This is a genomic window from Brevundimonas sp., assembly GCF_035561115.1.
Classification (GTDB): domain Bacteria; phylum Pseudomonadota; class Alphaproteobacteria; order Caulobacterales; family Caulobacteraceae; genus Brevundimonas.
This window is the reverse complement of the sequence record NZ_DATMYH010000048.1, coordinates 1-21,701: the sequence shown is the minus strand read 5'-3', so window position 1 is coordinate 21,701 and position 21,701 is coordinate 1. Positions and strand designations below refer to the sequence as shown.

Sequence of the window (21,701 nt, the reverse complement as noted above, 5' to 3'; positions counted from 1 at the left end):
GGACATGATCGACCGCCGCTCCCTGCTCGCCGCCCCCTTCGCGCTCGCGGCCTGCAACCGCTTCGCGTCGGCCTGGCCCGCAGCCGGCCCCGACGCCGCCCCGCTCAAGGGCCTCGCACCCTGCCCCTTCGGCGCCACCGGCATGACCGGCCAGCTGTCGGATCCCGTCTGGGCAGCCCAGATGCGCAAGCATGTCAGCCAGCTGACCCCCGAATGGGAGATGAAGCCCGAGCGCATCCTGCAGCCCGATTTCACATACGACTTCTCCGCCTCCGACCGGATCGTCGACTGGGGTGTGGAACAGGGGCTGCGCGTCCACGGCCACACCCTGGTCTGGTATTCGCAAGGTCAGCAGGCCTTCACCGACGCCCTGCCCCGCGCCCGCTTCGCCGCCGAGTATGACCGCTACGTCTCTACCGTCGCCGGGCGCTATCGGGGAAAGCTGGCCGGCTGGGACGTGGTCAACGAGCCGGTGGCCGAAGACGGCGACGGGCTGCGCGACTGCCATTTCAGCCGGGCCCTCGGTCAGGAGGGCTATATCGTCCGCGCTTTCGAACAGGCCCGGGCCGCCGATCCCGACGCCGTCCTGTTCCTCAACGAGTACAATCTGGAAAACATGCCGCGAAAGGGCGCGACCTTCCTCCGGCTGGTCGAACGGCTGCTCACGCTCGGCGCCCCCATCGGCGGCATCGGAACCCAGTCCCATCTCGACATCGAGATTCCCGCCGGACAGATCACGACCTTTATGAAGGACGCCGGGTCGCTGGGTCTGCCGATCCATGTGTCGGAGCTGGACTTCTCCATGCGCTCCGACAACCGCCTCGACACCCGCTCGCTGGCCACGAAACGCGCCCAGCAGGTCGCCCGCGTCGGCGAACTGGCCGAGGCCTTCATGGACCTTCCGGAACCCCAGCGCTACGCCTTCACCACCTGGGGCCTGCGCGACACCGACAGCTGGCTGCTGCGCCCCGAGGGCAAGGGCTGGACCGACGACAGCCCCCTGCTGCTCGACGCGAAGGGCCGGGCGAACCCGGCGTATGCCGCGGTGGCGCAGGCGTTCGCGCGGGCCGGGCCCGGAACGTAGCCTCGCCTCAACCCGGCCTTGAGGTTTGTGCTATAGTCTCCCACCTGAGACCCGAGCCCGCCCCGAAAGCCGATCGAATGTACGAGACCCCCGAACTGGACGACGACGCCTTCGTCCGCACCCACGAAATCCGCGTTCACGACGCGGAAGCTTTCGAGGGCATGCGCAAGGCCGGCCGTCTGGTGGCCGAAGCGCTGGACATGATCACGCCGTTCGTGGTCCCCGGCGTGACCACGGGCGAGATCGACGACCGCATCCGCGAATTCACCCTCGACCACGGCGCACTGCCCGCCTGCCTTGGCTACAAGGGCTATGAGAAGACCGTCTGCACCTCGATCAACCACGTGGTCTGCCACGGCATTCCGGGCGACAAGGTCCTGAAGGACGGCGATATCGTCAACATCGATCACACCGTCATCGTCGACGGCTGGCATGGCGATTCCAGCCGCATGTATCCGGTCGGAAATATCAACGCCCGGGCCCGCAAGCTGATCGACGTCACCTATGACTCGCTCGAGGCCGGCCTCGCCCAGGTCAAGCCGGGAAACACCTTCGGCGACATCGGCTACGCCATCCAGCAGGTGGTCGAGGCCAACCGCATGTCGGTGGTGCGCGACTTCTGCGGCCACGGCATCGGCCGGCTGTTCCACGACAGCCCCAACGTCCTGCACTACGGCCGCCGCGGCGAGGGCGCGACACTGAAGACCGGCATGTTCTTCACCGTCGAGCCGATGGTGAATCTGGGCAAGCCGCACGTGAAGGTCCTGTCCGACGGCTGGACCGCCGTGACCCGCGACAAGTCCCTGTCCGCCCAATGCGAGCACACCATCGGCGTCACCGCGGACGGGGTGGAGATCTTCAGCGCCAGTCCGGCGGGGCTGTTCCGCCCGAAGTTCTGACGATACCCTCCCCGCGCACCGGGGAGGCGCATGCTCGACCAACCGCCCGACAAGCCGAAAACGCCCCACCACGCCGGCCATCGCGAACGGCTGCGCGAACGGGCGCGGGGCGCGGGCGTCCAGCATCTGCCCGACTATGAACTGCTGGAGCTGTTTCTCTTCCGCAGTCAACCGCAGGGAGATGTCAAACCGATCGCCAAGGCCCTGCTGGCCCGGTTCGGTTCGCTGGCGGCGGTGCTGGCCGCCTCCGTCGAAGACCTGATGACGGTTCGCGCCGAGGACGCGAAAGGTCGCGCGAAAGGCGTCGGCGCCGAAACCGCGCTCGACCTCGCCGCCCTGCACGAAGTCGCCCGGCGCCTGGCCCGGGAAGAGGCCGCGGCCCGCCCCGTCATCTCGTCCTGGACCGCTCTTGTCGCCTATGTCCGCCTCAGCCTGCAGCACGAACCGCGCGAACAGTTCCGGGTTCTGTATCTCGACAACCGCAACCAGCTGATCCTCGACGAGATCCAGAATCGCGGCACGATCGACCATGCCCCCGTTTATCCGCGCGAGGTCGTGCGGCGGGCGCTGGAGCTGTCGGCCAGATCCATGATCATCGTCCACAATCACCCCTCGGGCGACCCGACGCCGTCCCGGCCCGACATCGAGATGACGCGACAGGTCATCGAGGCGGCCCGGGCGCTCGGTATCGATGTGCACGACCATCTGGTCGTGGGCCGCGACGGCGTGGCCAGCTTCAAGCAACTGGGGCTGATGTGAGGAGGAGCGGGATGTTGCGGTTGCTGACCCTTGTTTGCGTGGCCATGCTGTGTGCGACGGCAGCGTCGGCCCAGGCGGCGCACAACGCCGGTGCGGACGACTTCGATTGGGAGGTCGGCCTGTGGGACACGCATGTCGAGGTGCGCGGTCCCCTGGACGCTGATGCGCCCTGGACGACGTTCGAGGGGACATCGGAGGTGCGGCCGCTTTCGCGGGGCCGCGCCAACACGGTCGACCTGTCGCTGACCGATGGCGCCGGCAATGGCATCGAGGGGGTGGCGCTCCGGCTCTTCAATCCGCAATCCGGCCAATGGAGCATCAACTTCGCCAGCATGCGCGACGGGACGCTCACCGCGCCGGTCTATGGCGGTTTCACCGGGGGACGCGGCGAATTCCACGGGCAGGACATGGTCGACGGACGCGCCGTGATCGTGCGGTTCGTCATTTCCGACGTCACCGCCGATTCGGCGCGGTTCGTGCAATCCTGGTCGGCCGATGGCGGCCACACCTGGATCGACAACTGGATCGCGACCGATACGCGACGCGCCGCAAGGTCGGGCGGCGCGCACTGACCGGTTCCGTTCCGCCCGAAGCCCGGAGAAACTCACGCCGATGATCCTGACCGAACGCGCCGGAGCCCTGTTCGCATGACCACCCTCGTCACCGAACGCCTGACGTTGGCTCCCGTCGCGCTGAGCGATCTGGACGACCTCGTGGCCCTCTGGGCCGATCCCGCCTTCGCCACGGCGATCTTTCCCGCCCCGCTGAGTTCCGAGGACGTCTGGTTCCGCCTGCTGCGCGACATCGGCCACTGGGAAGCTCTGGGCTACGGCAACTGGGCCATCCGCGAGACCGCGACCGGCGCCTATGTCGGCAGCGTCGGCGTGCTGGACTATCGCCGCATCCTGACCCCCGCCTTCGACGCTCCCGAGCTGGGCTGGGGCGTGGCGCCGCGCCATCAGGGCAAGGGCCTGGCCTTCGAGGCCCTGTCCGCGGCCCTGGCCTGGTGCGACGACGCGCTGAACGCGCCGCGCACGGTCTGCATGATCTCGCCCGACAACGCCCCGTCCCACGCCCTGGCGGCGCGCGCGGGCTACGTCCCCTATGTCGAGACGACCTACAAGGGCGCACCGGTGGTGCTGCTGGAACGTCTGGCGCAATAGGCCGCCGTAGCCAGCCATTAAGGTTTACGCGCCATCATCCCCGGAGATTCCGGAGACCGCGCCTTCCATGCCCATGCCCGTCGAAACGCTTCGCGGCCATCTGACCGAAGCCTTTCCCGACGCCGAGATCGTCATCGACGATCTGGCCGGAGACGGCGACCACTATCGCGCGCGCATCGTCTCCACGGCCTTCGCCGGCCTGCCTCGCGTGCGCCAGCACCAGCTGGTCTACGCCGCATTGAAGGGCAAGATGGGCGGCGAACTGCACGCGCTGGCGCTCGAAACGTCCACGCCGGCGGGAGATTGAGACCATGCGCTACCGTCCCTTCGGCCTGACCGGCCAGGCCGTTTCCTGCCTGACCCTGAGTCTCGGAGCCCGCGACATCGCCGGCGGCCCCGAGGCCGGCCGCGAACTGGTCTATTCGGCCCTTGAAGCCGGCATCAACAGCTATCGCCTGGAGACGGCCGACCCCGTCCTGGCCGAGGTGCTGGGCCAGGCGCTCAAACACGTCGACCGCAAGCTGGTGCAGGTCTCCCTGACCCTGGGCGCCGGCGACGGCCGGCGCGGCTCGGACCGCGACTTCTCGGCCGAGGGCATCACGGCGGCCATCGACAAGGCCCTGCACGCCTCCGGCCTGGGCTGGTTCGACATGGCCCTGCTGGACGAGCCGGTCGACAACGAACTGCCCCAGTCCACCCTGAACGCGCTCAAGGCGCTGCGGGCGACCGAACGCGTCCGCCTGCTGGGCGTATCCGGCGACGGCGAGGTCATGGACACCTATGTCTCGACCGGCGCCTTCGACGTCCTCGCCACGCCGTTCCACGTCAACGCCAGCTGGCAGATCCGGTCGCGCCTGCGCGCGGCCCGCGAACAGGATATGGCCATCTTCGTCTACGGCTATTTCCCCGACAGCCTGAACACGGCCAAAAAGGCGGCGAACGCCCACGTCGAGAAGAAGAAGGGCCTGTTCGGCTTCGGGGGCGGTCCCAAGGTCAAGGAAGGCCCCCTGGCCCACGCCGGCACCTTCGCCTTCCTGCACCGCACCAACAACTGGACCGCCGAGGCCATCTGCCTGGCCTACGCCCTGACAGATCCCTCGGTCTCCAGCATCATGATCGAGGCCAGCGACATCGAGCGGCTGAACACCCTGTCCCAGGTGCCCGACCGGGACATGCCGCCGGGACTGGCCGCGCAGATCGAGATGGCCCGGGTGGCCAGCGCCAAGGCGGCCTGAGGCCGCAGGCCCCTTGACCCCCTGCTCCGCGGTCCATACCTGACGGCCTTCACCGAAAGGCCTGTACCCCGTGACCGATCAAGCCATGACTTCCGCCGTCGGCGCCGACCCTGTCCACGCCTTCATCGGCGAGACGGTCAAACAGCATGACGTCGTCCTGTTCATGAAGGGCACGCCCGACGCGCCGCGCTGCGGCTTCTCCTCGCTGGCGGTGCAGATCCTCGATCACGTCGGAGCCAACTTCGTCGGCGTCGATGTGCTTCAGGACGAGGCCCTGCGCGAGGGCGTCAAGACCTTCAGCGACTGGCCGACCATCCCCCAGCTGTATGTGAAGGGCGAGTTCGTGGGCGGATCGGACATCGTGCGCGAGATGTTCAACGCCGGCGAGCTTCAGACTCTGTTGACCGACAAGGGCGTGCCGCTGGGCGACGGCCCCGACGACTCCGGAAGCTGATGGCGCGCGCGGTCCTGGAGCCGCGCGACGACCGAGAGCTTTTCGTCGTCCCGCTGACGGTGCTGCCCGAACACATCGACGACAACGGCCACGTCAACAACGTGGTCTATGTCGGCTGGCTGCAGGACGCCGGCACGGCCCACTGGAACGCCCGCTTCGACGGCGAATCCCGCGCCCGCTGGTCCTGGGTCGCCCTCAGGCACGAGATCGATTATTTCCGCCCCCTGCTCCCCGAGGCGCGGGGTGTCGTCGCCCGTACCTGGGTCGGCGATCCCCAGGGCCCGCGCTTCAACCGCTATGTCCGGATCGAGGATGGCGAGGGCCGGCTCTGCGCCCAGGGCGTGTCGGAATGGGTGTTGGTGGATGCGGCCACCATGCGGCCCCATCGCATCCCGCCAACCATGCTTCCGGCCTTTGAACGGCGGTCCTGACGGACCCGCCGCGCGACAGATTTCGACGTCGGGCAGCTTGACAGTCAGAGATCAGGCAGAGACGACCTGAGCAATTCGTCCTGTTGATCTGCTGCTTCGCCGAGAGAAATCCATGCTTCGGAAGCCTCGATCAGACGGGCTCTCAGTATTTCATCCTTGGTGATATAGGCTCGCCCCGCCGCTTCCGCGGCCATAACCCGGCATTGCCTTCCGGTTTTCATATTAACTAAAGGTCAGCCGGGCCCAATTCGTTGCAAGTTACGAACGAACATCGCACGATGACTCAACCCGGGGGCAGTTGGTACGGATTCTCGACTGACAGGCGGGACCCCGGCTCCAGTCCCAGCTCCTGGAACGTCCAGCGCATCTCGATCCCCTCGGGCCGGACTTCGCGACAGCGGTCTTCCTTGATCCGGCGCAGGGTGATGATGGGCCCGTCGCTGGACTGGCGCACGACCGGCTGGATGTCCGCCTTGGCCGTGCAACCGTTCGAACTGACCCAGAAGGCGGCCTGGTTCTGGGCGATGACGGCGGCGTGGACCGGCTCAATCTGGCCCGGCAGAACCTCGGCGCTCAGCGGCTGATCCGTAAACTGGCTGACGAGGGCGCAGGCCGACATCAAGGGAACAAGCGCGAACACGGCGGCGGCTGTCGCGATCAGTCTCATCCCCGGCCTCCTCGCCGACCCTGAACGACGGACAAAATGCGCGTGTTCGCCGGTGAAGAAAAGTCCGGCGGGGCCTGAAAGCAGAAAAGGCCCCGGATCGCTCCGGGACCTTTCCAATTTTCGCGGCCCGCGCTCAGGCAGCGAGCGGTCGCGTCGCGCCCTTACGAGGAATAATATTCCACGACCAGGTTCGGCTCCATCTTCACCGGGAACGGAACGTCGGCCAGCTCCGGCACGCGGACGAAGCGGACCGAGAAGCCGCGGTCGCCGATTTCGATATAGTCGGGGATGTCGCGTTCCGACGACTGCTGGGCTTCGAGCACCAGCGCCATGCTGCGGGACTTTTCCTTGACCTCGACGACGTCGCCGACCTTCAGACGGTACGACGCGATGTCGACCTTCTTGCCGTTGACGGTCACGTGGCCGTGGCTGACGAACTGACGGGCGGACCAGACGGTCGGCGTGAATTTGGCGCGATAGACCAGGGCGTCCAGGCGGGACTCCAGCAGGCCGATCAGGTTCTCCGAGCTGTTGCCCTTGCGGCGCGAGGCTTCCTCGTAGGTCGCGGCGAACTGCTTCTCGGTGATGTTGCCGTAGTAGCCCTTCAGCTTCTGCTTGGCCTTCAGCTGCAGGCCGAAGTCAGAGACTTTCGACTTGCGGCGCTGGCCGTGCTGGCCGGGGCCGTACGAGCGTTTGTTGACGGGGGACTTGGCGCGACCCCACAGGTTTTCACCCATGACCCGGTCGAGTTTGTACTTGGCGCTATGGCGCTTGGACATATGTCACTCTTCTCATGATGCGGCCCGGTCCCTCCCCAACTGGAGAGACGATTTCAACGGCGGTCCACGCATCGTCCGTAGTGGTTCGCGCAGACGGGCGGGCCCGACGGCGTGAAGGGCGCGCTTATGACGGATCAGACCTCAACGGTCAACCGTCGGCGCGTCCTCGAACCGGACCACGACGTTGTGGGCGGGAAAGGACGGAGCCTCCCCATCCGCTTCCGTAGCGCGCTCCCACGGCTGGCCGCGTCCGAAAGCCTGGATCGAGGGATAGCGGCCGACCACCCGGAAACCCTCCAGCACATAGGGCCGGCCCTCGGCGGGCAGGGGATCCGGCGCGTCGCTGACGTGGAAATGCAGATGCGGGCCCGACGCCTGGCCCGTGAAACCCAGCGTCCCGATCACCTGGCCGCGCCGCACCCGGTCGCCCGGCCGGACGCGCAGGCCGGGACTCAGGTGTTCGTAAAAGGCGTAGCGCCCGCCGCCGATGTCGATGGCGACATAGTTGCCGGTCGCATCCTCCAGGGCCACGCGGTCGACGCCCTCCAGATCGGCGGGATCGGGCACGCCGTCCCGGGTCGCCGCGACCACGCCGTCGGCCACGGCCAGAACCTCGGCCCCGAACGACAGGTTGCTGTCCAGCCGCGTGCCGCCCGCAGCGCCCGTCGCCCCGGTCTCGTCGACCTTGATCCAGTCTATGGCGAACCGGCCGGGCACGCGCGCCTTGCCGTCGACGGCGTAGGCGACCCGGCGGTGGCCGCGCTCCATGTCGGGCTGATAGACGGCGACCCAGGGTCCGCCGCTCAGGGGCGGCCCCAGCACCGGCAAGGGCGCGGCGTCGATCGGCGTGTGGCCGTTCTCGACCACGGTCCGGACCCCGCCGGGGCTGGAGAAGGTGACGCGGTGGCGCAGACTGTCGGGCGCAGCGCCGTCCACCGACGCCTCGACATGGGCCAGGACAAAGGCGTTGGGCCCTACGACCGGCGGTCCCCCGAGCGCGGAAGCCAGGGCGGCGCCCTGCAGATCGGCGAGGGTCCGGCCCGTCCCTCCGTCCACCGCCTCGATCCGCGACACCTCAAGCGGCGTCGGGGCGAAATTGCTCAGCTGAAGCTCATAGACCAGCCGTGTGCGGTCGCCGATGCGGACGGGCGCCGGCGCCGCTCCGACACGAATGTCGAACCCCTGCCGCAACGGCGGGGTCTGCCCGGTCACCGAAGTTCCGGCCGCCAGCAGGGCCAACGCCGCCATCCCGCCCGGTGCGATCCATTTCAGTCTCATCGTCGCCCCCCGTCGCTTCGTCTCAACCTTCGGGAACCCAGACGAAGCCGTCGTCCCGGCGCTGGAACCGTCCGACGCCCGGGAAGGGGAAGTGGACGCCATAGATGCGGGCGCCCGGCGCGGCGCCCCGCTCGAGCAGGCTCTGGCGCGTGGCGACCCCGGCGGCGCTGTCGGTGTCCCAGGCATTGATCCAGTCGGGTCGCTGCACCGAGATGACGGAACTGTGCAGGGCGTCGCCGATATACAGCAGCCGGTCCGTCCCGGACGCGATCTCATAGCCGGTATGGCCGGGGGTATGGCCCTCCAGGGCCACGGCCTTGATCGCAGGCGTGACCTGGGCGCCGGGAGCGAACGGCTGGACCCGCGGCGTCACGGCGGTCAGCAGGGCGGCCTCGCCCGCACGGGCCGCGCCGGCCTTCATATATTCCCATTCCGGCTCACTGATGCGGACGACGGCCCTGGGGAAGGTCAGGGAGCCGTCGGCTCCGACCAGTCCGCCGACATGATCGCCGTGGGCGTGCGAGATCAGGACGTCGGTGACCTGCGCCGGATCGACGCCGGCCGCGCGCAGCGAGGCGACAAGCTTGTTCTGCGTGCCCATCCGGCCGCCCGCGCCGGTGTCGATCAGGACCACCCGATCGCCGTCCCGCACCAGCAGCGGCTGCACCGACAGGGTGATCGGATCGCCGGCCTGGCCGGCCGCGGTCAGCACCGCCCGCGCGCCCGCCGTGTCCGCCCACGGGCTGTCCCCGGCCTTGTTGGCCAGAACGATCTCGCCGTCCCTGAGCGCCACCGCCTCCAGCGCGCCGATGCGGAAGGCGTGAATGTCGGGGTTCTGAACGGCCGCGGGGGCGGCGGGCGCGGCGGCCTTTTCGGCCTCCGGCGAACAGGCCGCGATCGGGGCGAGGATCAGGGCGGCGGCGGCGAGACGGGCGTGAAGGTTCATCTTCGGCTCTCAGGTCGGGATACGGCAGCGCTTGAGATAGGGCGCTGCGACCGCCGCGCCAGAGCGGCGCGGCGATTTCCGCGATCAGCGTGCGGCGGCGAACAGTGCGTTGGCCTTGTTCCAGTTCACCACCGTCCAGAAGGCCTTCAGATAGTCAGGCCGGCGGTTCTGGTACTTCAGATAGTAGGCGTGCTCCCAGACGTCGGCCGCCAGGACGACAGCCCCCTTCTCATCGGCCACATCCATCAGGGGATTGTCCTGGTTCGGCGTCGAGGTGATCTTCAGCCGGCCGTCCTGCACGATCAGCCACGCCCATCCCGAGCCGAACTGGCCGGCGCCGGCGGCGTTGAAGGCTTCCCGGAATTTCTCCATCCCGCCCAGATCGCGGTCGATGGCGGCGGCCAGTTCGGCCGAGGGTTCGCCGGTCCGGCCGACGGGCGCCAGCAGCTCCCAGAACAGGCTGTGATTCCAGTGTCCGCCGCCGTTGTTGCGGACCGCCTTGGGCGCCTTCGAGATCGACGCGAACAGCTCTTCCAGCGTCTTGCCCTGCAGGCCGGCGTCGGCGTCCACGGCCTCGTTCAGCTTGTCGACATAGGCCTGGTGATGCTTGTCGTGGTGGAAGGTCATCGTCTCCTTGTCGATGGCCGGCTCCAGCGCGTCATAGGCGTAGGGGAGAGGGGGAAGCGTGAAGGCCATGGGGAGGCTCCTTTGGGCGACTGGACTGGCCTGCATGTAGGCGTCCGGGCGGAAGACCCAAGCGCAGGCGACGGATTTCGTCGGACTCCAACGCTTGCTTCCGGGCAATGGCTGCATGAGGATGCGTACGGCAAAGCTTGAAACCGGAGACGCGGCATGCGGAAACGGAACGGATTCATCGCCGTCCTGACGGCGGGGACGGTTCTGGGCGGCTGCACCAGTGATCCGGCCTTCTGGAATGCTGTGGCCGAAGGCCTGGACCAGGCGGCCTACGATCTGGCCGCCCAGCCGGTCTGCAGCTGGTACACGGACCGCTTCGGGGTCCTTCAGCAGAGTTGCGTCCCGGCCTACGCCGCCAACGCCCCGACCTACTATGACCCCGCGCCCCGCTACCGCGATCGGGATCATCGCCACCGCCGGAGCGACGACGGACGTTACAACGGCGACCGGGACGACCGCGACCGCCGCCACGGTCGACGCGACCCGAAGGGCGGGGACTGACGTCTCAACCCGGCGGCAGATGCGCCTTCAGACAGTCCCGCACGGCCCGGCGCAGGTCGCCGGTTGACGAGGCGAAGTCCACGCCTTCGGCGTCGAACACGGCCCGCACGGCCGCGTCCAGTCCGTTCGCCAGCGCCGCCTGGACCCGGGCCTCGCCCTTGGGATGCAGGCAGAAGCCGACCTCGACGCACAGGGCGGCGAACATCGGGGCGTAGTCGGGGGCGGGCGTGTCGGTCATGCGCGCTCCTAACACAGTCTCAGGGCAGCAGGCCCGTCAGCCAGTGCATTATGTTCAGCCCGAACTGCGCATTGCCCGGCGCCATATTCATGCCGAACCGCTGGTCGGGCCGCCCGCTCGGGGGCGGAAAGCGGATCAGCTGGGCCGTCAGCATCCCCGCCTCGCCCAGCACGACCACCCGTCCCCGGCCATGATCGAACGCCAGCCCCTGTGCGGGCAAGGCCGGTGAGGATAGTTCGGCCAGGGCCGCCTCCGTTCCGCTTCCCCCCTCTCGCGACGGCCCAAGCCGGTCGGCCAGCGCCTGCAAGGTCGGCAGATCCCGCGACTCGCGCGCGCCGACCGTCATCGGCAGCAGCGCTGTCGCTCCCGCCGGGCCTTCCAGCGACTGGCCGGTGAAGGCGGTCACGCTGTCCACCCGTTCATCGGCGCTCCGACCGGTGATGATGGGATGATCGTCGAACGCCTCGGCGGGATAGGTCAGGGTGGTGGTCAATCCTCCGGCGGTGGTCATCGCGAAGGCGTAGCCCTTGCCCATCCTCACCCCGAACCGCGCCGCCAGCGCCTCGGCGGCCGTGCCGAACGGCGCATGATCCGCGATCAGCAGCAACCGTCCCCCGCCCCGCACCCAGGCCTCGACCGCCTCGATCTCGCTCGCGGTGAAGGGCGAACCGCCGTTGGACGGACCGGCGTTGGCGATGACCAGCACATCCACCCCGTCCAGCCCGCCTGCGTCGAAGGCCGCGGTCCCTCCGCGCACCTGATAGCCGTCGGCCTGCAACAGCGCGGCGAACGGCGCGTAGCGGCCGTCGAGGGTGTGGAAATTGTTGTGCGCCCCGTCGATCATCACCACCGGACCGTCCGCGGCGAAGGCGGGGCGGGCCACCGTCGGATGGAAGTCCGGATCGGTCATCTGCTGCGCCGCGGCGGGCGCGGCGGGCGCGGCGGCGGCCAGGACGATCAGGCCGAGGGCCAGGGCGAGACGCTTCATCGGAACCCCTCAGGTTGCCGCCCCACCCTACGCCTTCAGCCGCGCCGCATGGAAGGCGATATGGTCGTCGATGAAACTGGCCATGAAGAAGTAGGAGTGGTCATAGCCGGGCTGCATCCGCAGGGTGACCTTCTGTCTCGCCCCCTTGCCCGCCTCGACCAGCAGTTCCGGCTTCAGCTGCTCCGTCAGGAACGGATCGGCGTCGCCCTGGTCGATCAGGATGTCGTCATAGCAGCCCGCGCCCACGCCCGCCTCGACAAGCCGGGCGGCGTCGTGATCCGCCCACGCCGTCCGGTCGTCGCCCAGATAGGCGGAAAAGGCCCTCTCGCCCCACGGACAGCGGGTCGGCGAGGCGATCGGTGCGAAGGCCGACACGCTGCGGAACAGGTGCGGATGGCGCAACGCCAGCGTCAGCGCCCCATGCCCGCCCATCGAATGGCCTGACAGCGACCGCGCCCCGGTGGTCGGGAAGCTGGCGTCGATCAGACCGATCAGTTCCTCGACGACATAGCTCTCCATGCGGAAATGCGGCGTCCACGGCGCCCGCGTCGCATCGACATAGAAGCCGGCCCCCTGCCCCAGATCCCAGGCGGGATCGTCGGCGACCCCCTCGCCGCGCGGAGAGGTGTCCGGCGCGACGATGATCACCCCATGTTCAGCCGCCGCCCGATAGGCCCCGGCCTTGGTGGTGAAATTGTCCTCGGTGCAGGTCAGGCCGGACAGCCAGATCAGCACCGGGAACGGTCCCTCGCCGGGCGGAACGAACACCGACAGCGTCATGGGCGTCCCGGTGGCCGCGCTGGCGTGCTTCAGATAGCGCAGCAGGCCGCCGTGGACGGCATGGGTCTTCAGGGTCTCCATGCCGTCCGCTTATCACCGTCCGGTCTGCGGGCCTACGCCATCCGATGCAGGGCGCAGACCTTGTTGCCGTCCGGATCGCGCAGATAGGCCAGGTACAGCTTGCCGAACGCACCGTTCCGCTCGCCGGGGGGATCCTCGATCGACCGGCCGCCTGCCGCGGCGCCCGCGTCATGGAAGGCATGGACCATCTCCGGCGTCCTGGCGGCGAAGCCGATGGTGCCGCCGTTGGCGTGGCAGGCCGGCTCGCCGTCGATGGGCTTGCCGATGGCGAAGGCGCCGCGATCCGTGCGCCACCAGTAGCGCCCCTTCGGGTCGGGACCGCTGGCGGGCTCAAGGCCCAGCGCGCCCAGCGCGGCGTCATAGAACCGGCGCGACGCCTCGACGTCGTTCGCGCCGAGGGTGATATGGGTGAACATGGCGGCCTCCCTGCCCGTGAATTCTCTCAGTCAGTTTCTTTAACGAACTGACAGGGCATGGCAAGCCCTCAGCTTCCCGGGCTTTCAGGATCGGGGAAGTACAGCTGGTTGCCGTCCGGATCGTCGACGATCACCACGGGATAGCCCCAGTGCCCGCGCGTGAAGGCCACGCCCTGCCCGGCCAGACGTTCGGGCAGCCCCCTGAAGTCTGCGGCGGTCAACTCGATGAAGAGCATGCCCATGCCGGTCTTCGGCGGCCGCTGGCTGCTGGCGATGATCTCGCATTCGTCCCGGTCCATCTGGGCCACCTCGTCGGCGAAGCGCCACTTTTCGGTGAACCCGAGCTTGCCGACATAGAAGTCGACCGCTCGCTGCACATCGGCCACGAACAGGACCGGTCGCGAATACCATTTGGCCATCGCGGCCTCCTAGAACACCACCACGCTGCGGATGCTCTCTCCCGCATGCATCAGGTCGAAGGCCTCGTTGATCCGCTCCAGCGGCAGCGTATGGGTGATCATCGGGTCGATCTGGATCTTTCCGTCCATGTACCAGTCGACGATCTTCGGCGTGTCCGTCCGTCCCCGCGCCCCGCCGAAGGCCGAGCCGCGCCAGACCCGGCCCGTGACCAGCTGGAACGGCCGCGTCGCGATCTCCTTGCCCGACTCGGCCACGCCGATGACGATGCTCTCGCCCCAGCCGCGGTGGCAGGCCTCCAGCGCCTGGCGCATCACCGTGGTGTTGCCCGTGCAGTCGAAGGTGTAGTCCGCCCCGCCGCCCGTCAGCTCGACCAGATGGGCGACGACATCCGTCACCGACTTCGGATTGACGAAATGGGTCATGCCGAACCGCCGGCCCCATTCCTCTTTCGCCGGATTGATGTCGACGCCGACGATCATGTCGGCCCCGACCATCTTCAGTCCCTGGATGACATTCAGCCCGATGCCGCCCAGGCCGAAGACGACGCAATTGGCGCCCGGCTCGACCTTGGCCGTATTGACCACCGCCCCCACGCCCGTGGTCACGCCGCAGCCGACGTAGCAGGCCTTGTCGAACGGCGCGTCCTTGCGGATCTTCGCCACAGCGATCTCGGGCAGGACCGTGTAGTTCGAGAAGGTCGAACAGCCCATGTAGTGGGCGATGGCCTGCCCCCTGTAGCTGAAGCGCGAGGTGCCGTCGGGCATGACGCCCTTGCCCTGGGTGCCGCGGATGGCGGTGCACAGGTTGGTCTTGCGGCTGAGGCATGACTTACACTGGCGGCATTCCGGCGTGTACAGCGGGATCACGTGGTCCCCGACGGCCAGCGTCGTCACGCCCGGCCCGACCTCGACCACCACGCCCGCGCCCTCGTGTCCCAGGATCGAGGGGAAGATGCCCTCCGAGTCCAGTCCGTCCAGCGTATAGGCGTCGGTGTGGCAGATGCCGGTCGCCTTGATCTCGATCAGGACCTCGCCGGCGCGCGGCCCCTCCAGATCGACCTCGACGATCTCCAGCGGACGTTTGGCCTCGAACGCGACGGCGGCGCGGGTTTTCATGGGGAGGTTCCTTGTTGAGCCTGCAGGGTTCTAGCGAGCCGGGGCCAAGCTCGAAACCACCTTGACCATTGCCAGCGCAATTTGGAGCGCTCACGTTTCGGTCATGGCGAGATCTGCGCGAGGCGAAAACTACCTTCGGGTTCGGCGCTGGGTTGACCGGGATCTGGCGGCCTATCCGCGGGACTCCCTCGCCCTGTGGGGGCCGACCGGCATTGCCATCCTGGCCCTTGTCGGCGCTTACAACGCAGGCCCGGCGGAGCCGGTCGCGGTCGCTCTTTTCTGGCTGTTGATCGCGCCGCCATGGGGCGCATGGATGGGCTTTCTGCTCTGGCGGGCCAGTCGAATCATCCGGTTCGAAGCGATCAAGGGCGACCGTGAGTATGATCAACGCGGCAAATTCCTCTTGCCCCCGGAATACGCCCGCTCGGAAAGCGTCGCGGCGGCCAGCCGCCGGGAGCGCAGGCGCAAGCTGGGCCGAACCGGTCGCTGACGCACCCCATGCCCCGTAACCTCGTCATCCTGACCGGCTCCGGCATATCCGCCGAGTCCGGCGTGCCCACATTCCGCGCCGACGACGGCCTGTGGATGGGCCATCGCATCGAGGACGTGGCCATGCCCGAAGCCTTCGCCCGGGACCCGACCCGGGTGCAGGACTTCTACAATCGCCGCCGCCGCCAGCTGGCCGAGGTCCGGCCCAACGCCGCCCACCACGCCCTGGCCGATCTGGCGGCGCGGTGGCGGGGTGAATTCCTGCTGGTCACCCAGAACGTCGACGACCTGCATGACCGCGCCCATGCGGATACGCCGCCCGCAGGCGGCTTCTCGCTGATCCACATGCACGGCGAACTGCTCAAGGCGTCCTGCACCCGGACCGGCCGGGTCTGCGACTGGCCCGGCGATCTCGCGGCCCACGAGCCGTCGCCGCACCACCCCGAAGGCCGCCTCCGCCCGCACATCGTCTGGTTCGGAGAATTCCCCTTGCACATGGACCGGATCGAGGCCGCGCTCGCCGCCTGCGACCTGTTCGTCTCCATCGGCACGTCCGGCGCGGTCTGGCCTGCCGCCGGCTTCGTCCGGCAGGCCCGGTCCGCCGGGGCCCGCACGGTGGAGATCAACCTCGCGCCCACGCCCGGCCGCCGCCTGTTCGACGAGGGCGTCTATGGCCCGGCCACACAGATGGTGCCGGCGTTCGTGCAGACTCTGACGGCCGGCTAGCTCTCGCCCGCCGCCTTCTTCGCCGCCAGCTTCGCCAGCACCCGGCCCCGCCCCTTCGACAGCGCCGTGATCACGCCCCGGAACGTGGCCACCTCCTGCTCGCTGAAGGCCGACCGGCCCAGCATGACCCGCAGGTTCTGCACCATGGACGGCCGCTTCTCGGGCGGGTGGAAGAATCCGCCGTCGTCCAGCTCCCGCTCCAGATGCTCGTACATGCCCAGCATCAGCGCCCCCGACGCTGGCGGATCGCCCTCGCGGAAGCGCGGCGGCGGGGCGTCCAGCACGGTGGTGCGCCACTCATAGGCGTTGATCGCCACCGCCTGGGCCAGGTTCAGCGAATGGTGCCGCGGGTCGATGGGTATCGTGACGATGCCCTGGGTCAGGGCGATGTCGGACGTCTCCAGCCCCGCCCGCTCGCCGCCGAACAGCAGGCCGACGTTCAGGCCCGAGGCGCGGTCGTCGAACAGGATGCGGGCGGTCTCCCGCGGCGTCCGCACCGGCATCCGCGTCTCGCGCGGCCGGGCCGTGGCGGCGAAGACGGTGTTCAGGTCGGCGACGGCGTCGGCGACACTGTCGAACACCTTCACCCCCTCAAGCACCCAGTCGGCGCCCGAGGCCGTCGCCCAGGCGCGCTCCTGCGGCCAGCCGTCGCGCGGCGCGACCAGGCGCAGTTCCGACAGGCCGAAATTGGCCATCACCCGCGCCACGGCCCCGATGTTCTCGGCCATCTGGGACTTGTCGAGGATGACGACGGGCGGAGCGGGTTCGGCGGGGTCGGCCAATCAGTCCTCGCCGTACATGGCCAGCCACGGGTCGGCGGTTCCGGCCTCGACGTCCGCCACCTTGACCGCAGGCCAGCCGATCGCGTCGTCCGCCGAGTCGCGCCAGGCCAGCACATACAGATCGCGCAGCTCGGAGGCCCCGGCCGCCAGTCGCGCCGTCACAAAGGCCGCGCCGCGCGCGTCTCCCTCGCCGAAGCCGCCCGCCTTCTCCAGCACATAGAAGGGCCGCACCTCCGCGAGCGTCGTCTTCAGATAGGCCGGCACGCGGGCGCGCAGGTCAAATCCGTCCAGCGTCGGCGCCGCCATCGCGGCCTCGACCGCGTCCAGCCGCGCGACGCGGGCGGTGAAGGCGCCCTCGAACGCTCCGTGGGTCTGGCGCGAGGTGGTGAACCCGTCCGGGTTCGGCGCGTCGCGCGACCAGCCGTTGTAGTGGATCGTCGTATGGTGCGGCTGCGAGCCGTCCCCGACGTAGTGGCCCAGATAGCCCATGTCGCGCAGGATCAGGGCCTCGCGCCGCCGCCGGTCCTCACGGTACCAGGCGCGCTTGCCGGGATCGGTTTCGCGCGTCTCGGCGGCGTTCAGCACGCGCCAGGCGGCGAAGTCGCGCGCCAGCTGCTGATAGCCGTCCATGATGGCGTAGGGCAGATAGCCGGCGTCGTCGACGTCCAGCCCCGCGGCGATCAGGGCCGCGTCATATTCGGACTTCAGGCGCGGCAGGGCGTCGATGGACGGGCCGCCGGCGTTGATGATGCGGCCGGCGTCGTCCATGTCGACGAAGTGGGCGGTGTCGCGCTCGCGGTCGTGCGGCTGGCCGCCGCCCTTGGTGCGGTCCGGCTCGCGCGCCAGCTCCCCGACCTCGGCCGCCGCCCCGGGCGTGCGCAGGAAGGCGGGCAGATCTTCGGGCAGGCCGCGCACCGCAGCGACGCCGATCAGCCGGTGGCCGGTGTTCCCCCAGGCGTCGGCCTGCAGCGCCACGCCGCCGGCGGCGACAAGGACAAGGGCGGCGAGGGCGAGGCGCTTCATGGCAGGCTCCGGCGAATGACCGGACCGCCTTAGCGTATCCCGAAGGCGTCCTCCACCCGCCCGATCCATGCGACGACGGCCGGATAGGCGGCCAGGTCGAAATCCCCCTCGGGCGCCACCCGCGTGTAGGCGACCAGCGCCAGGTCGGCCAGCGTCGGACCATCCCCCACCAGCCAGTCCGCATCCGTCAGCGCGCCCTCCATTCGCGCCAGGGCGGCATGGCCCCGCTCCATCAGCCGCGGCTCGATCTCGTCCGCCCGCTTGCCGGCCAGCAGCCGCTGGAACCGGACGACGGCGATATAGGGCTCGTGGCTGTACTGTTCCCAGAACAGCCATTCGTACATCCGGGCGCGGTCGTAGGGATCGGCGGAGATGAACGGCGTGCCTTCGCCGAAATAGCCGATGATGGCGTTGGACTGGGCCAGCACGCGGCCATCCTCCAGCACCACCGTCGGCGTCTGTCCCGCGGGGTTCAGGGCCAGGAACTCCGGGCTGCGCGTCACGCCGGACACGACGTCGGTTTCGATCCACCGATAATCACGCCCCAATCTGTCGAGCAACCACTTGACCTTCAAACAGTTTCCCGAGCGAATATATCCATAGACAGTAAGCATCGCGCCCCAGCAAAGTGATGTTGATCTGCGAATACTGCTTACAGGTTTCGCGCCGTTGGCCAAACGAGAATCGGCGTGACCGTGACAAGCCCGACTTATCCACCGAAGACCCGGACGCGATGTCGCAGCGCGCCGCGAATGTCTGGTTTTCGCCGCATTTGGAAACGACAAGCCGGCCGTCGGACGCGTATGGGGCCGGCGTTTCCGTGAGTCCGCTTCATGCTCGGCAAAGCCGCTGCATTCGCCATTGTGATGGCGATGGCCCTTCCCGCCCAGGTTCAGGCGACAGGCGATCCGGTATCCTACCAGGCTGCGACGAGCGCGGGCTGGGGCGCTGAATCAACCGTCCCGACCCCGGAAGGTTCCACGGACAGCGGCGTCGAGAGCGTACTGACCTCCGATCAGCAGGACCTGATGCAGGGCGACGCCGACTGGAGCGCGCGCGCCAATCTTTATCACGCGGGCGGCGGCGGAGCGACGGGCAACGACAGCCTCGGCTGCCGGCCGATCGCCATGCGCACGGTCGCCACCGATCCCCGCTACATCCCCCGCCGCACCCGCCTGTTCATCCGCGAGACGGTGGGCATGCGGATGCCGGACGGCACGGTCCACGACGGCTTCTGGTACGCTTCCGACACCGGCGGCGCGATCAAGGGCCAGAAGATCGACCTCTACACCGGCCACGGTCGCGGCTCGATGTCTCCGGCCATGCGCTTCAACCAGCGCCGCCTGACCATCGTCGACGCCGGCCGCTTCGAAGGCTGCCCGCCGTCGTGGGACCGCCAGCCCAGCCAGGCCACGATGATGGCGTCGGCCTCCAGCAACGCCGGCTCGAACTAGGCCCTCCTCCGCCGGGGCTCCGGCGTCGGCCGCGTCTCGCGGATTGCCGTTCCGTGAAATGATATTATGGTCGCTGGCTTCACCTTGGGGGAGGCGACCATGAGGATGCTTGCGACGACGTCACTGGCCCTGTGCTGCCTGGTTCTGACCGCCGGCCAGACGACGGCCCGGACCCCGCAGACGGCCCCCATGACCGAACGGACCGAGCGACTGGGCCTTGAGGGCCGGCGCGGCCCCAGCCTGTTCCGGCCCGGCTTCGGCATTGGCGAATACAGCGGGTCGGCGACCTCGCGCGGGTCCAGCACCCGTCTGCCGTGGCAGTCGCGCGACATGGCCCGGACCGAGTTCAGCGTCAGTTCCCCCGCCATGGGCGAGGTGACCGGCGACTGCGGCGGCGGTCAGAGCCACACCCGGATCCTGTGGATCACCTTCGACCGCGAAACCCTCAGCTATGACTGCGTCTATGGCGGCGCGGCCCCGGCCAACGCCCGCCTCAGCCTCGCCCTCTCGCGCGGCAGCCTTCTGGCCCGGCTGCAGCAGCCGCAGCGCGCCGGCGAGCTGACCTGGGGCGGCGTCACCCTCAAGGCCGAGACGAAGCGGATCGGCGGCCTGCCCTTCGGCGGCGGGCGGGTCATGGGCTACGTCTTCACCCGCGACGGAGTCGAGATCGGCGGGATCCAGCTGAACGGCCTGCGGCCCACCTTCTACCTGCCGCCGCAGGGGTCGCCGGACCGCGACGCCGCGGCCGTCCTGGCGGTCAGCCTGTTCACCTTCCAGGACCCCGCCAACCGCTGAGGCGAAGACGCTCCGCTTCATGACGGCGATTTCATGTGACTCCCTGCTACGTACGTAGCATGCTATGTTTGTAGCAGGAGAGTGACGATGATCGAATCCTTGCCCCGTCGGGAACGCGAAATCTTCGAGGTCCTTTGCGGCCTCGAGGAAGGCACGGCCGCCGCCGTCCGCGCCGCGCTCAACGATCCGCCCAGCAATTCCGCCGTGCGCACCCTGCTGGGCCGGCTGGTCGCCAAGGGGCTGATCGTCCACCGCACGGTGGACCAGGCCTACATCTACTCTCCGGCGCCCGTGGCGGCCTCCGTCGCCGAAACGGCCATGCAGCGGATGGTGCGCACCTTCTTCGACGGGTCCGTCGCCAATGCCGCCACCGCCCTGCTCGGCATGGCTCCCGAACTGAAGGACGAAGAGCTCGACGCCCTGCAACGGCTGATCGACGAAGCCCGGGAGCGGGGCTGATGACTCTCGACCTGATGCTCGAACTGGCCTGGAAATCGGGCCTGATCGCCGGGACGGCGCTGGCCGGCGCGTCATTGCTGCGCGCGCGGCCGGCGGCCGAGCGGGTTGCGGTGCTTCGGCTGGGCGTGGTCATGCTTCTGGCCCTGCCCCTGCTGGTCGCCCTTCTGCCCGCGCTGCGGGTCCAGACCTCGGCCTTCGTCGGCCCGGCCGCAAGGACGGTCGCGGCCGTCGCTGCTCCGCCTGCGGCTCCGGCCACGGCCATGGAGGCCGCCGCTCCGCGGATCGAGGCGGCGTCGACGCCGCCCCTGGCTGCGAGCCCCGAATGGCGGCTTGATCCCCTGGCGGCGGCTGCTGTCCTGTGGGCGGCCGGCTTCGGCTTCCTCGTCCTCCGCCTGCTGGCCGGCGTGACCCTGCTCCATCGCTGGACCCGCCGCGCCGAGCCCGTTTCCGATCCCCGCTGGCTCGCGGCTCTCGCGCGCACCGCCCAGGGCCGGACGCCGCCTGTCCTGCGCGCCTCGCCTCGCGTGACCTCGCCGCTCAGCTGGGGATGGCGCCCGGCGATCATCCTGCTGGATCCGGCGGCGCTGGACCTGGCGGCGCGGGCCGACGCGGTGCTGGCTCATGAGATGGGCCATGTGCGCCACGGCGACTGGTTGTTCCTGATGGCGTCGCGTCTCCTCGTCGCCCTCTTCTGGTTCAACCCGCTGGTCTGGATCCTTCAGCGCGAACTGGCGCGGCAGTCGGAACAGGCGGCCGACGCCTGGGCGGCCGGGCGTATCGGCCGCGCCGACTACGCCACGGCCCTCGTGGCCATGGCAGCCCGGGGCCGGCCCCACGCCGCGCTCGGCATGGCCGCGCCCAGGGGCGAGCTGGCCCGGCGCGTGATGGCGATCATGACCGCCTCGGCCGGGGGCGGAAAACCGTGGCGCGCCGCCCTGACCCTCGCCACCTGCCTTGGCTTCGCCACGCCGCTCGCCGCCATCGAGCTGAGCCCGGCGGTGATGGCGTCGGCCCTGCCGTCCCGCCTGCAGCCGGCGGCCGTC

The 21,701-nt window shown here is 69.1% G+C and carries 30 protein-coding genes; 16 read left to right on the top strand and 14 right to left on the bottom strand.

Features of this window, described 5'->3' with window-relative positions:
• The first annotated feature begins 4 nt into the window (after positions 1-4).
• The 9 genes from VN378_RS05990 to VN378_RS05950 all read left to right on the top strand — a co-directional run bounded on the left by VN378_RS05990 (position 5) and on the right by VN378_RS05950 (position 6,025).
• Complete coding sequence (locus VN378_RS05990; protein WP_325741930.1) at positions 5-1,084, top strand: endo-1,4-beta-xylanase; 1,080 nt, start codon at positions 5-7, stop codon at positions 1,082-1,084.
• Positions 1,085-1,161: 77 nt separating this feature from the next.
• Complete coding sequence (gene map, locus VN378_RS05985; RefSeq protein WP_325741928.1) at positions 1,162-1,983, top strand: type I methionyl aminopeptidase; 822 nt, start codon at positions 1,162-1,164, stop codon at positions 1,981-1,983.
• A 30-nt stretch (positions 1,984-2,013) separates the two neighbouring features.
• Entirely contained in the window at positions 2,014-2,742 is a 729-nt protein-coding gene (gene radC / locus VN378_RS05980) for a RadC family protein (protein ID WP_325741926.1), read from the top strand.
• An 11-nt stretch (positions 2,743-2,753) separates the two neighbouring features.
• Entirely contained in the window at positions 2,754-3,314 is a 561-nt protein-coding gene (locus VN378_RS05975; protein WP_325741925.1) for a hypothetical protein, read from the top strand.
• 75 nt (positions 3,315-3,389) lie between these two features.
• A complete protein-coding gene (locus VN378_RS05970; RefSeq protein WP_325741924.1) occupies positions 3,390-3,905 on the top strand; it encodes a GNAT family N-acetyltransferase in 516 nt (171 codons plus the stop codon).
• Positions 3,906-3,972: 67 nt separating this feature from the next.
• The gene (locus VN378_RS05965; protein WP_055828191.1) at positions 3,973-4,212 is read left to right on the top strand and encodes a BolA family protein; all 240 of its coding nucleotides are present in this window, start codon (positions 3,973-3,975) and stop codon (positions 4,210-4,212) included.
• Positions 4,213-4,216: 4 nt separating this feature from the next.
• On the top strand, positions 4,217-5,140 hold the full coding sequence (locus tag VN378_RS05960; protein WP_325741922.1) for an aldo/keto reductase: 924 nt from the start codon (positions 4,217-4,219) through the stop codon (positions 5,138-5,140).
• An 85-nt stretch (positions 5,141-5,225) separates the two neighbouring features.
• Positions 5,226-5,594 (top strand): Grx4 family monothiol glutaredoxin, encoded by a 369-nt coding sequence (grxD, locus tag VN378_RS05955; protein WP_325741920.1) that lies wholly within the window; start codon positions 5,226-5,228, stop codon positions 5,592-5,594.
• On the top strand, positions 5,594-6,025 hold the full coding sequence (locus VN378_RS05950) for a thioesterase family protein (RefSeq protein ID WP_325741918.1): 432 nt from the start codon (positions 5,594-5,596) through the stop codon (positions 6,023-6,025). Before grxD ends, VN378_RS05950 begins: the two co-directional genes overlap by 1 nt.
• Before the next feature lie 283 nt (positions 6,026-6,308).
• On the opposite strand, the gene VN378_RS05945 is transcribed toward VN378_RS05950, so the two are convergent.
• The 5 genes from VN378_RS05945 to VN378_RS05925 all read right to left on the bottom strand — a co-directional run bounded on the left by VN378_RS05945 (position 6,309) and on the right by VN378_RS05925 (position 10,391).
• On the bottom strand, positions 6,309-6,692 hold the full coding sequence (locus VN378_RS05945) for a hypothetical protein (RefSeq protein WP_325741916.1): 384 nt from the start codon (positions 6,690-6,692) through the stop codon (positions 6,309-6,311).
• A gap of 161 nt (positions 6,693-6,853) precedes the next feature.
• A complete protein-coding gene (gene rpsD, locus VN378_RS05940; protein ID WP_325741914.1) occupies positions 6,854-7,471 on the bottom strand; it encodes a 30S ribosomal protein S4 in 618 nt (205 codons plus the stop codon).
• A 141-nt stretch (positions 7,472-7,612) separates the two neighbouring features.
• Positions 7,613-8,749: a M23 family metallopeptidase gene (locus VN378_RS05935; protein WP_325741912.1), complete on the bottom strand. Its 1,137-nt coding sequence runs from the start codon at positions 8,747-8,749 to the stop codon at positions 7,613-7,615.
• A 22-nt stretch (positions 8,750-8,771) separates the two neighbouring features.
• Complete coding sequence (locus VN378_RS05930; protein ID WP_325741910.1) at positions 8,772-9,695, bottom strand: MBL fold metallo-hydrolase; 924 nt, start codon at positions 9,693-9,695, stop codon at positions 8,772-8,774.
• A gap of 84 nt (positions 9,696-9,779) precedes the next feature.
• Entirely contained in the window at positions 9,780-10,391 is a 612-nt protein-coding gene (locus VN378_RS05925; RefSeq protein ID WP_325741908.1) for a superoxide dismutase, read from the bottom strand.
• A 156-nt stretch (positions 10,392-10,547) separates the two neighbouring features.
• Between VN378_RS05925 and VN378_RS05920 the strand changes: the two genes are divergently transcribed.
• Complete coding sequence (locus VN378_RS05920) at positions 10,548-10,892, top strand: hypothetical protein (RefSeq protein WP_325741906.1); 345 nt, start codon at positions 10,548-10,550, stop codon at positions 10,890-10,892.
• 4 nt (positions 10,893-10,896) lie between these two features.
• Here the strand turns inward: VN378_RS05920 and VN378_RS05915 are convergent, their stop codons facing one another.
• From VN378_RS05915 to VN378_RS05890, 6 genes are all read right to left on the bottom strand, one after another.
• The gene (locus VN378_RS05915) at positions 10,897-11,130 is read right to left on the bottom strand and encodes a hypothetical protein (RefSeq protein WP_325741904.1); all 234 of its coding nucleotides are present in this window, start codon (positions 11,128-11,130) and stop codon (positions 10,897-10,899) included.
• A gap of 19 nt (positions 11,131-11,149) precedes the next feature.
• Positions 11,150-12,118 (bottom strand): DUF4350 domain-containing protein, encoded by a 969-nt coding sequence (locus tag VN378_RS05910; protein ID WP_325741902.1) that lies wholly within the window; start codon positions 12,116-12,118, stop codon positions 11,150-11,152.
• A 27-nt stretch (positions 12,119-12,145) separates the two neighbouring features.
• Entirely contained in the window at positions 12,146-12,979 is an 834-nt protein-coding gene (gene fghA, locus VN378_RS05905; RefSeq protein WP_325741900.1) for an S-formylglutathione hydrolase, read from the bottom strand.
• A 32-nt stretch (positions 12,980-13,011) separates the two neighbouring features.
• Entirely contained in the window at positions 13,012-13,395 is a 384-nt protein-coding gene (locus VN378_RS05900) for a VOC family protein (protein ID WP_325741898.1), read from the bottom strand.
• 68 nt (positions 13,396-13,463) lie between these two features.
• Complete coding sequence (locus tag VN378_RS05895) at positions 13,464-13,814, bottom strand: VOC family protein (RefSeq protein WP_325741896.1); 351 nt, start codon at positions 13,812-13,814, stop codon at positions 13,464-13,466.
• A 9-nt stretch (positions 13,815-13,823) separates the two neighbouring features.
• Positions 13,824-14,930: an S-(hydroxymethyl)glutathione dehydrogenase/class III alcohol dehydrogenase gene (locus VN378_RS05890; RefSeq protein WP_325741894.1), complete on the bottom strand. Its 1,107-nt coding sequence runs from the start codon at positions 14,928-14,930 to the stop codon at positions 13,824-13,826.
• Between the two features lie 61 nt (positions 14,931-14,991).
• On the opposite strand from VN378_RS05890, the gene VN378_RS05885 reads away from it, so the two are divergent.
• Complete coding sequence (locus VN378_RS05885) at positions 14,992-15,420, top strand: hypothetical protein (RefSeq protein WP_325741892.1); 429 nt, start codon at positions 14,992-14,994, stop codon at positions 15,418-15,420.
• A gap of 8 nt (positions 15,421-15,428) precedes the next feature.
• Positions 15,429-16,145, top strand: coding sequence for an NAD-dependent deacylase (locus VN378_RS05880; RefSeq protein ID WP_325741890.1), 717 nt, complete (start codon positions 15,429-15,431; stop codon positions 16,143-16,145).
• On the opposite strand, the gene VN378_RS05875 is transcribed toward VN378_RS05880, so the two are convergent.
• The 3 genes from VN378_RS05875 to VN378_RS05865 are packed head-to-tail and all read right to left on the bottom strand — an operon-like array spanning position 16,142 to position 18,564.
• Complete coding sequence (locus VN378_RS05875; protein ID WP_325741888.1) at positions 16,142-16,927, bottom strand: RNA methyltransferase; 786 nt, start codon at positions 16,925-16,927, stop codon at positions 16,142-16,144. The two genes, VN378_RS05880 and VN378_RS05875, sit on opposite strands and share 4 nt — an antisense overlap.
• On the bottom strand, positions 16,928-17,950 hold the full coding sequence (locus VN378_RS05870; protein ID WP_325741886.1) for a S1/P1 Nuclease: 1,023 nt from the start codon (positions 17,948-17,950) through the stop codon (positions 16,928-16,930).
• A gap of 29 nt (positions 17,951-17,979) precedes the next feature.
• A complete protein-coding gene (locus VN378_RS05865; protein ID WP_325741884.1) occupies positions 17,980-18,564 on the bottom strand; it encodes a glutathione S-transferase family protein in 585 nt (194 codons plus the stop codon).
• A 219-nt stretch (positions 18,565-18,783) separates the two neighbouring features.
• Here VN378_RS05865 and VN378_RS05860 point away from each other — a divergent pair, with 219 nt between their 5' ends.
• The 4 genes from VN378_RS05860 to VN378_RS05845 all read left to right on the top strand — a co-directional run.
• Complete coding sequence (locus VN378_RS05860; protein WP_325741882.1) at positions 18,784-19,404, top strand: 3D domain-containing protein; 621 nt, start codon at positions 18,784-18,786, stop codon at positions 19,402-19,404.
• 99 nt (positions 19,405-19,503) lie between these two features.
• Positions 19,504-20,199, top strand: coding sequence for a hypothetical protein (locus VN378_RS05855; protein WP_325741880.1), 696 nt, complete (start codon positions 19,504-19,506; stop codon positions 20,197-20,199).
• An 87-nt stretch (positions 20,200-20,286) separates the two neighbouring features.
• Positions 20,287-20,658 carry a BlaI/MecI/CopY family transcriptional regulator gene (locus VN378_RS05850; protein ID WP_325741878.1) on the top strand — a complete coding sequence of 124 codons (372 nt, stop codon included), beginning with the start codon at positions 20,287-20,289 and terminating at the stop codon, positions 20,656-20,658.
• On the top strand, positions 20,658-21,701 hold a 1,044-nt coding region (locus VN378_RS05845; RefSeq protein ID WP_325741876.1), incomplete at its 3' end, for a M56 family metallopeptidase. The genes VN378_RS05850 and VN378_RS05845, both read left to right, overlap by 1 nt.

What these genes read in the sequence shown, in the direction of transcription:
- VN378_RS05990 (WP_325741930.1), top strand. Translation starts at nt 5, where the DNA reads ATGATCGACCGCCGCTCCCTGCTCGCCGCCCCCTTCGCGCTCGCGGCC.
- map (WP_325741928.1), top strand. Translation starts at nt 1,162, where the DNA reads ATGTACGAGACCCCCGAACTGGACGACGACGCCTTCGTCCGCACCCAC.
- radC (WP_325741926.1), top strand. Translation starts at nt 2,014, where the DNA reads ATGCTCGACCAACCGCCCGACAAGCCGAAAACGCCCCACCACGCCGGC.
- VN378_RS05975 (WP_325741925.1), top strand. Translation starts at nt 2,754, where the DNA reads ATGTTGCGGTTGCTGACCCTTGTTTGCGTGGCCATGCTGTGTGCGACG.
- VN378_RS05970 (WP_325741924.1), top strand. Translation starts at nt 3,390, where the DNA reads ATGACCACCCTCGTCACCGAACGCCTGACGTTGGCTCCCGTCGCGCTG.
- VN378_RS05965 (WP_055828191.1), top strand. Translation starts at nt 3,973, where the DNA reads ATGCCCATGCCCGTCGAAACGCTTCGCGGCCATCTGACCGAAGCCTTT.
- VN378_RS05960 (WP_325741922.1), top strand. Translation starts at nt 4,217, where the DNA reads ATGCGCTACCGTCCCTTCGGCCTGACCGGCCAGGCCGTTTCCTGCCTG.
- grxD (WP_325741920.1), top strand. Translation starts at nt 5,226, where the DNA reads ATGACTTCCGCCGTCGGCGCCGACCCTGTCCACGCCTTCATCGGCGAG.
- VN378_RS05950 (WP_325741918.1), top strand. Translation starts at nt 5,594, where the DNA reads ATGGCGCGCGCGGTCCTGGAGCCGCGCGACGACCGAGAGCTTTTCGTC.
- VN378_RS05945 (WP_325741916.1), bottom strand. Translation starts at nt 6,692, where the DNA reads ATGAGACTGATCGCGACAGCCGCCGCCGTGTTCGCGCTTGTTCCCTTG.
- rpsD (WP_325741914.1), bottom strand. Translation starts at nt 7,471, where the DNA reads ATGTCCAAGCGCCATAGCGCCAAGTACAAACTCGACCGGGTCATGGGT.
- VN378_RS05935 (WP_325741912.1), bottom strand. Translation starts at nt 8,749, where the DNA reads ATGAGACTGAAATGGATCGCACCGGGCGGGATGGCGGCGTTGGCCCTG.
- VN378_RS05930 (WP_325741910.1), bottom strand. Translation starts at nt 9,695, where the DNA reads ATGAACCTTCACGCCCGTCTCGCCGCCGCCGCCCTGATCCTCGCCCCG.
- VN378_RS05925 (WP_325741908.1), bottom strand. Translation starts at nt 10,391, where the DNA reads ATGGCCTTCACGCTTCCCCCTCTCCCCTACGCCTATGACGCGCTGGAG.
- VN378_RS05920 (WP_325741906.1), top strand. Translation starts at nt 10,548, where the DNA reads ATGCGGAAACGGAACGGATTCATCGCCGTCCTGACGGCGGGGACGGTT.
- VN378_RS05915 (WP_325741904.1), bottom strand. Translation starts at nt 11,130, where the DNA reads ATGACCGACACGCCCGCCCCCGACTACGCCCCGATGTTCGCCGCCCTG.
- VN378_RS05910 (WP_325741902.1), bottom strand. Translation starts at nt 12,118, where the DNA reads ATGAAGCGTCTCGCCCTGGCCCTCGGCCTGATCGTCCTGGCCGCCGCC.
- fghA (WP_325741900.1), bottom strand. Translation starts at nt 12,979, where the DNA reads ATGGAGACCCTGAAGACCCATGCCGTCCACGGCGGCCTGCTGCGCTAT.
- VN378_RS05900 (WP_325741898.1), bottom strand. Translation starts at nt 13,395, where the DNA reads ATGTTCACCCATATCACCCTCGGCGCGAACGACGTCGAGGCGTCGCGC.
- VN378_RS05895 (WP_325741896.1), bottom strand. Translation starts at nt 13,814, where the DNA reads ATGGCCAAATGGTATTCGCGACCGGTCCTGTTCGTGGCCGATGTGCAG.
- VN378_RS05890 (WP_325741894.1), bottom strand. Translation starts at nt 14,930, where the DNA reads ATGAAAACCCGCGCCGCCGTCGCGTTCGAGGCCAAACGTCCGCTGGAG.
- VN378_RS05880 (WP_325741890.1), top strand. Translation starts at nt 15,429, where the DNA reads ATGCCCCGTAACCTCGTCATCCTGACCGGCTCCGGCATATCCGCCGAG.
- VN378_RS05870 (WP_325741886.1), bottom strand. Translation starts at nt 17,950, where the DNA reads ATGAAGCGCCTCGCCCTCGCCGCCCTTGTCCTTGTCGCCGCCGGCGGC.
- VN378_RS05865 (WP_325741884.1), bottom strand. Translation starts at nt 18,564, where the DNA reads ATGCTTACTGTCTATGGATATATTCGCTCGGGAAACTGTTTGAAGGTC.
- VN378_RS05860 (WP_325741882.1), top strand. Translation starts at nt 18,784, where the DNA reads ATGCTCGGCAAAGCCGCTGCATTCGCCATTGTGATGGCGATGGCCCTT.
- VN378_RS05855 (WP_325741880.1), top strand. Translation starts at nt 19,504, where the DNA reads ATGAGGATGCTTGCGACGACGTCACTGGCCCTGTGCTGCCTGGTTCTG.
- VN378_RS05850 (WP_325741878.1), top strand. Translation starts at nt 20,287, where the DNA reads ATGATCGAATCCTTGCCCCGTCGGGAACGCGAAATCTTCGAGGTCCTT.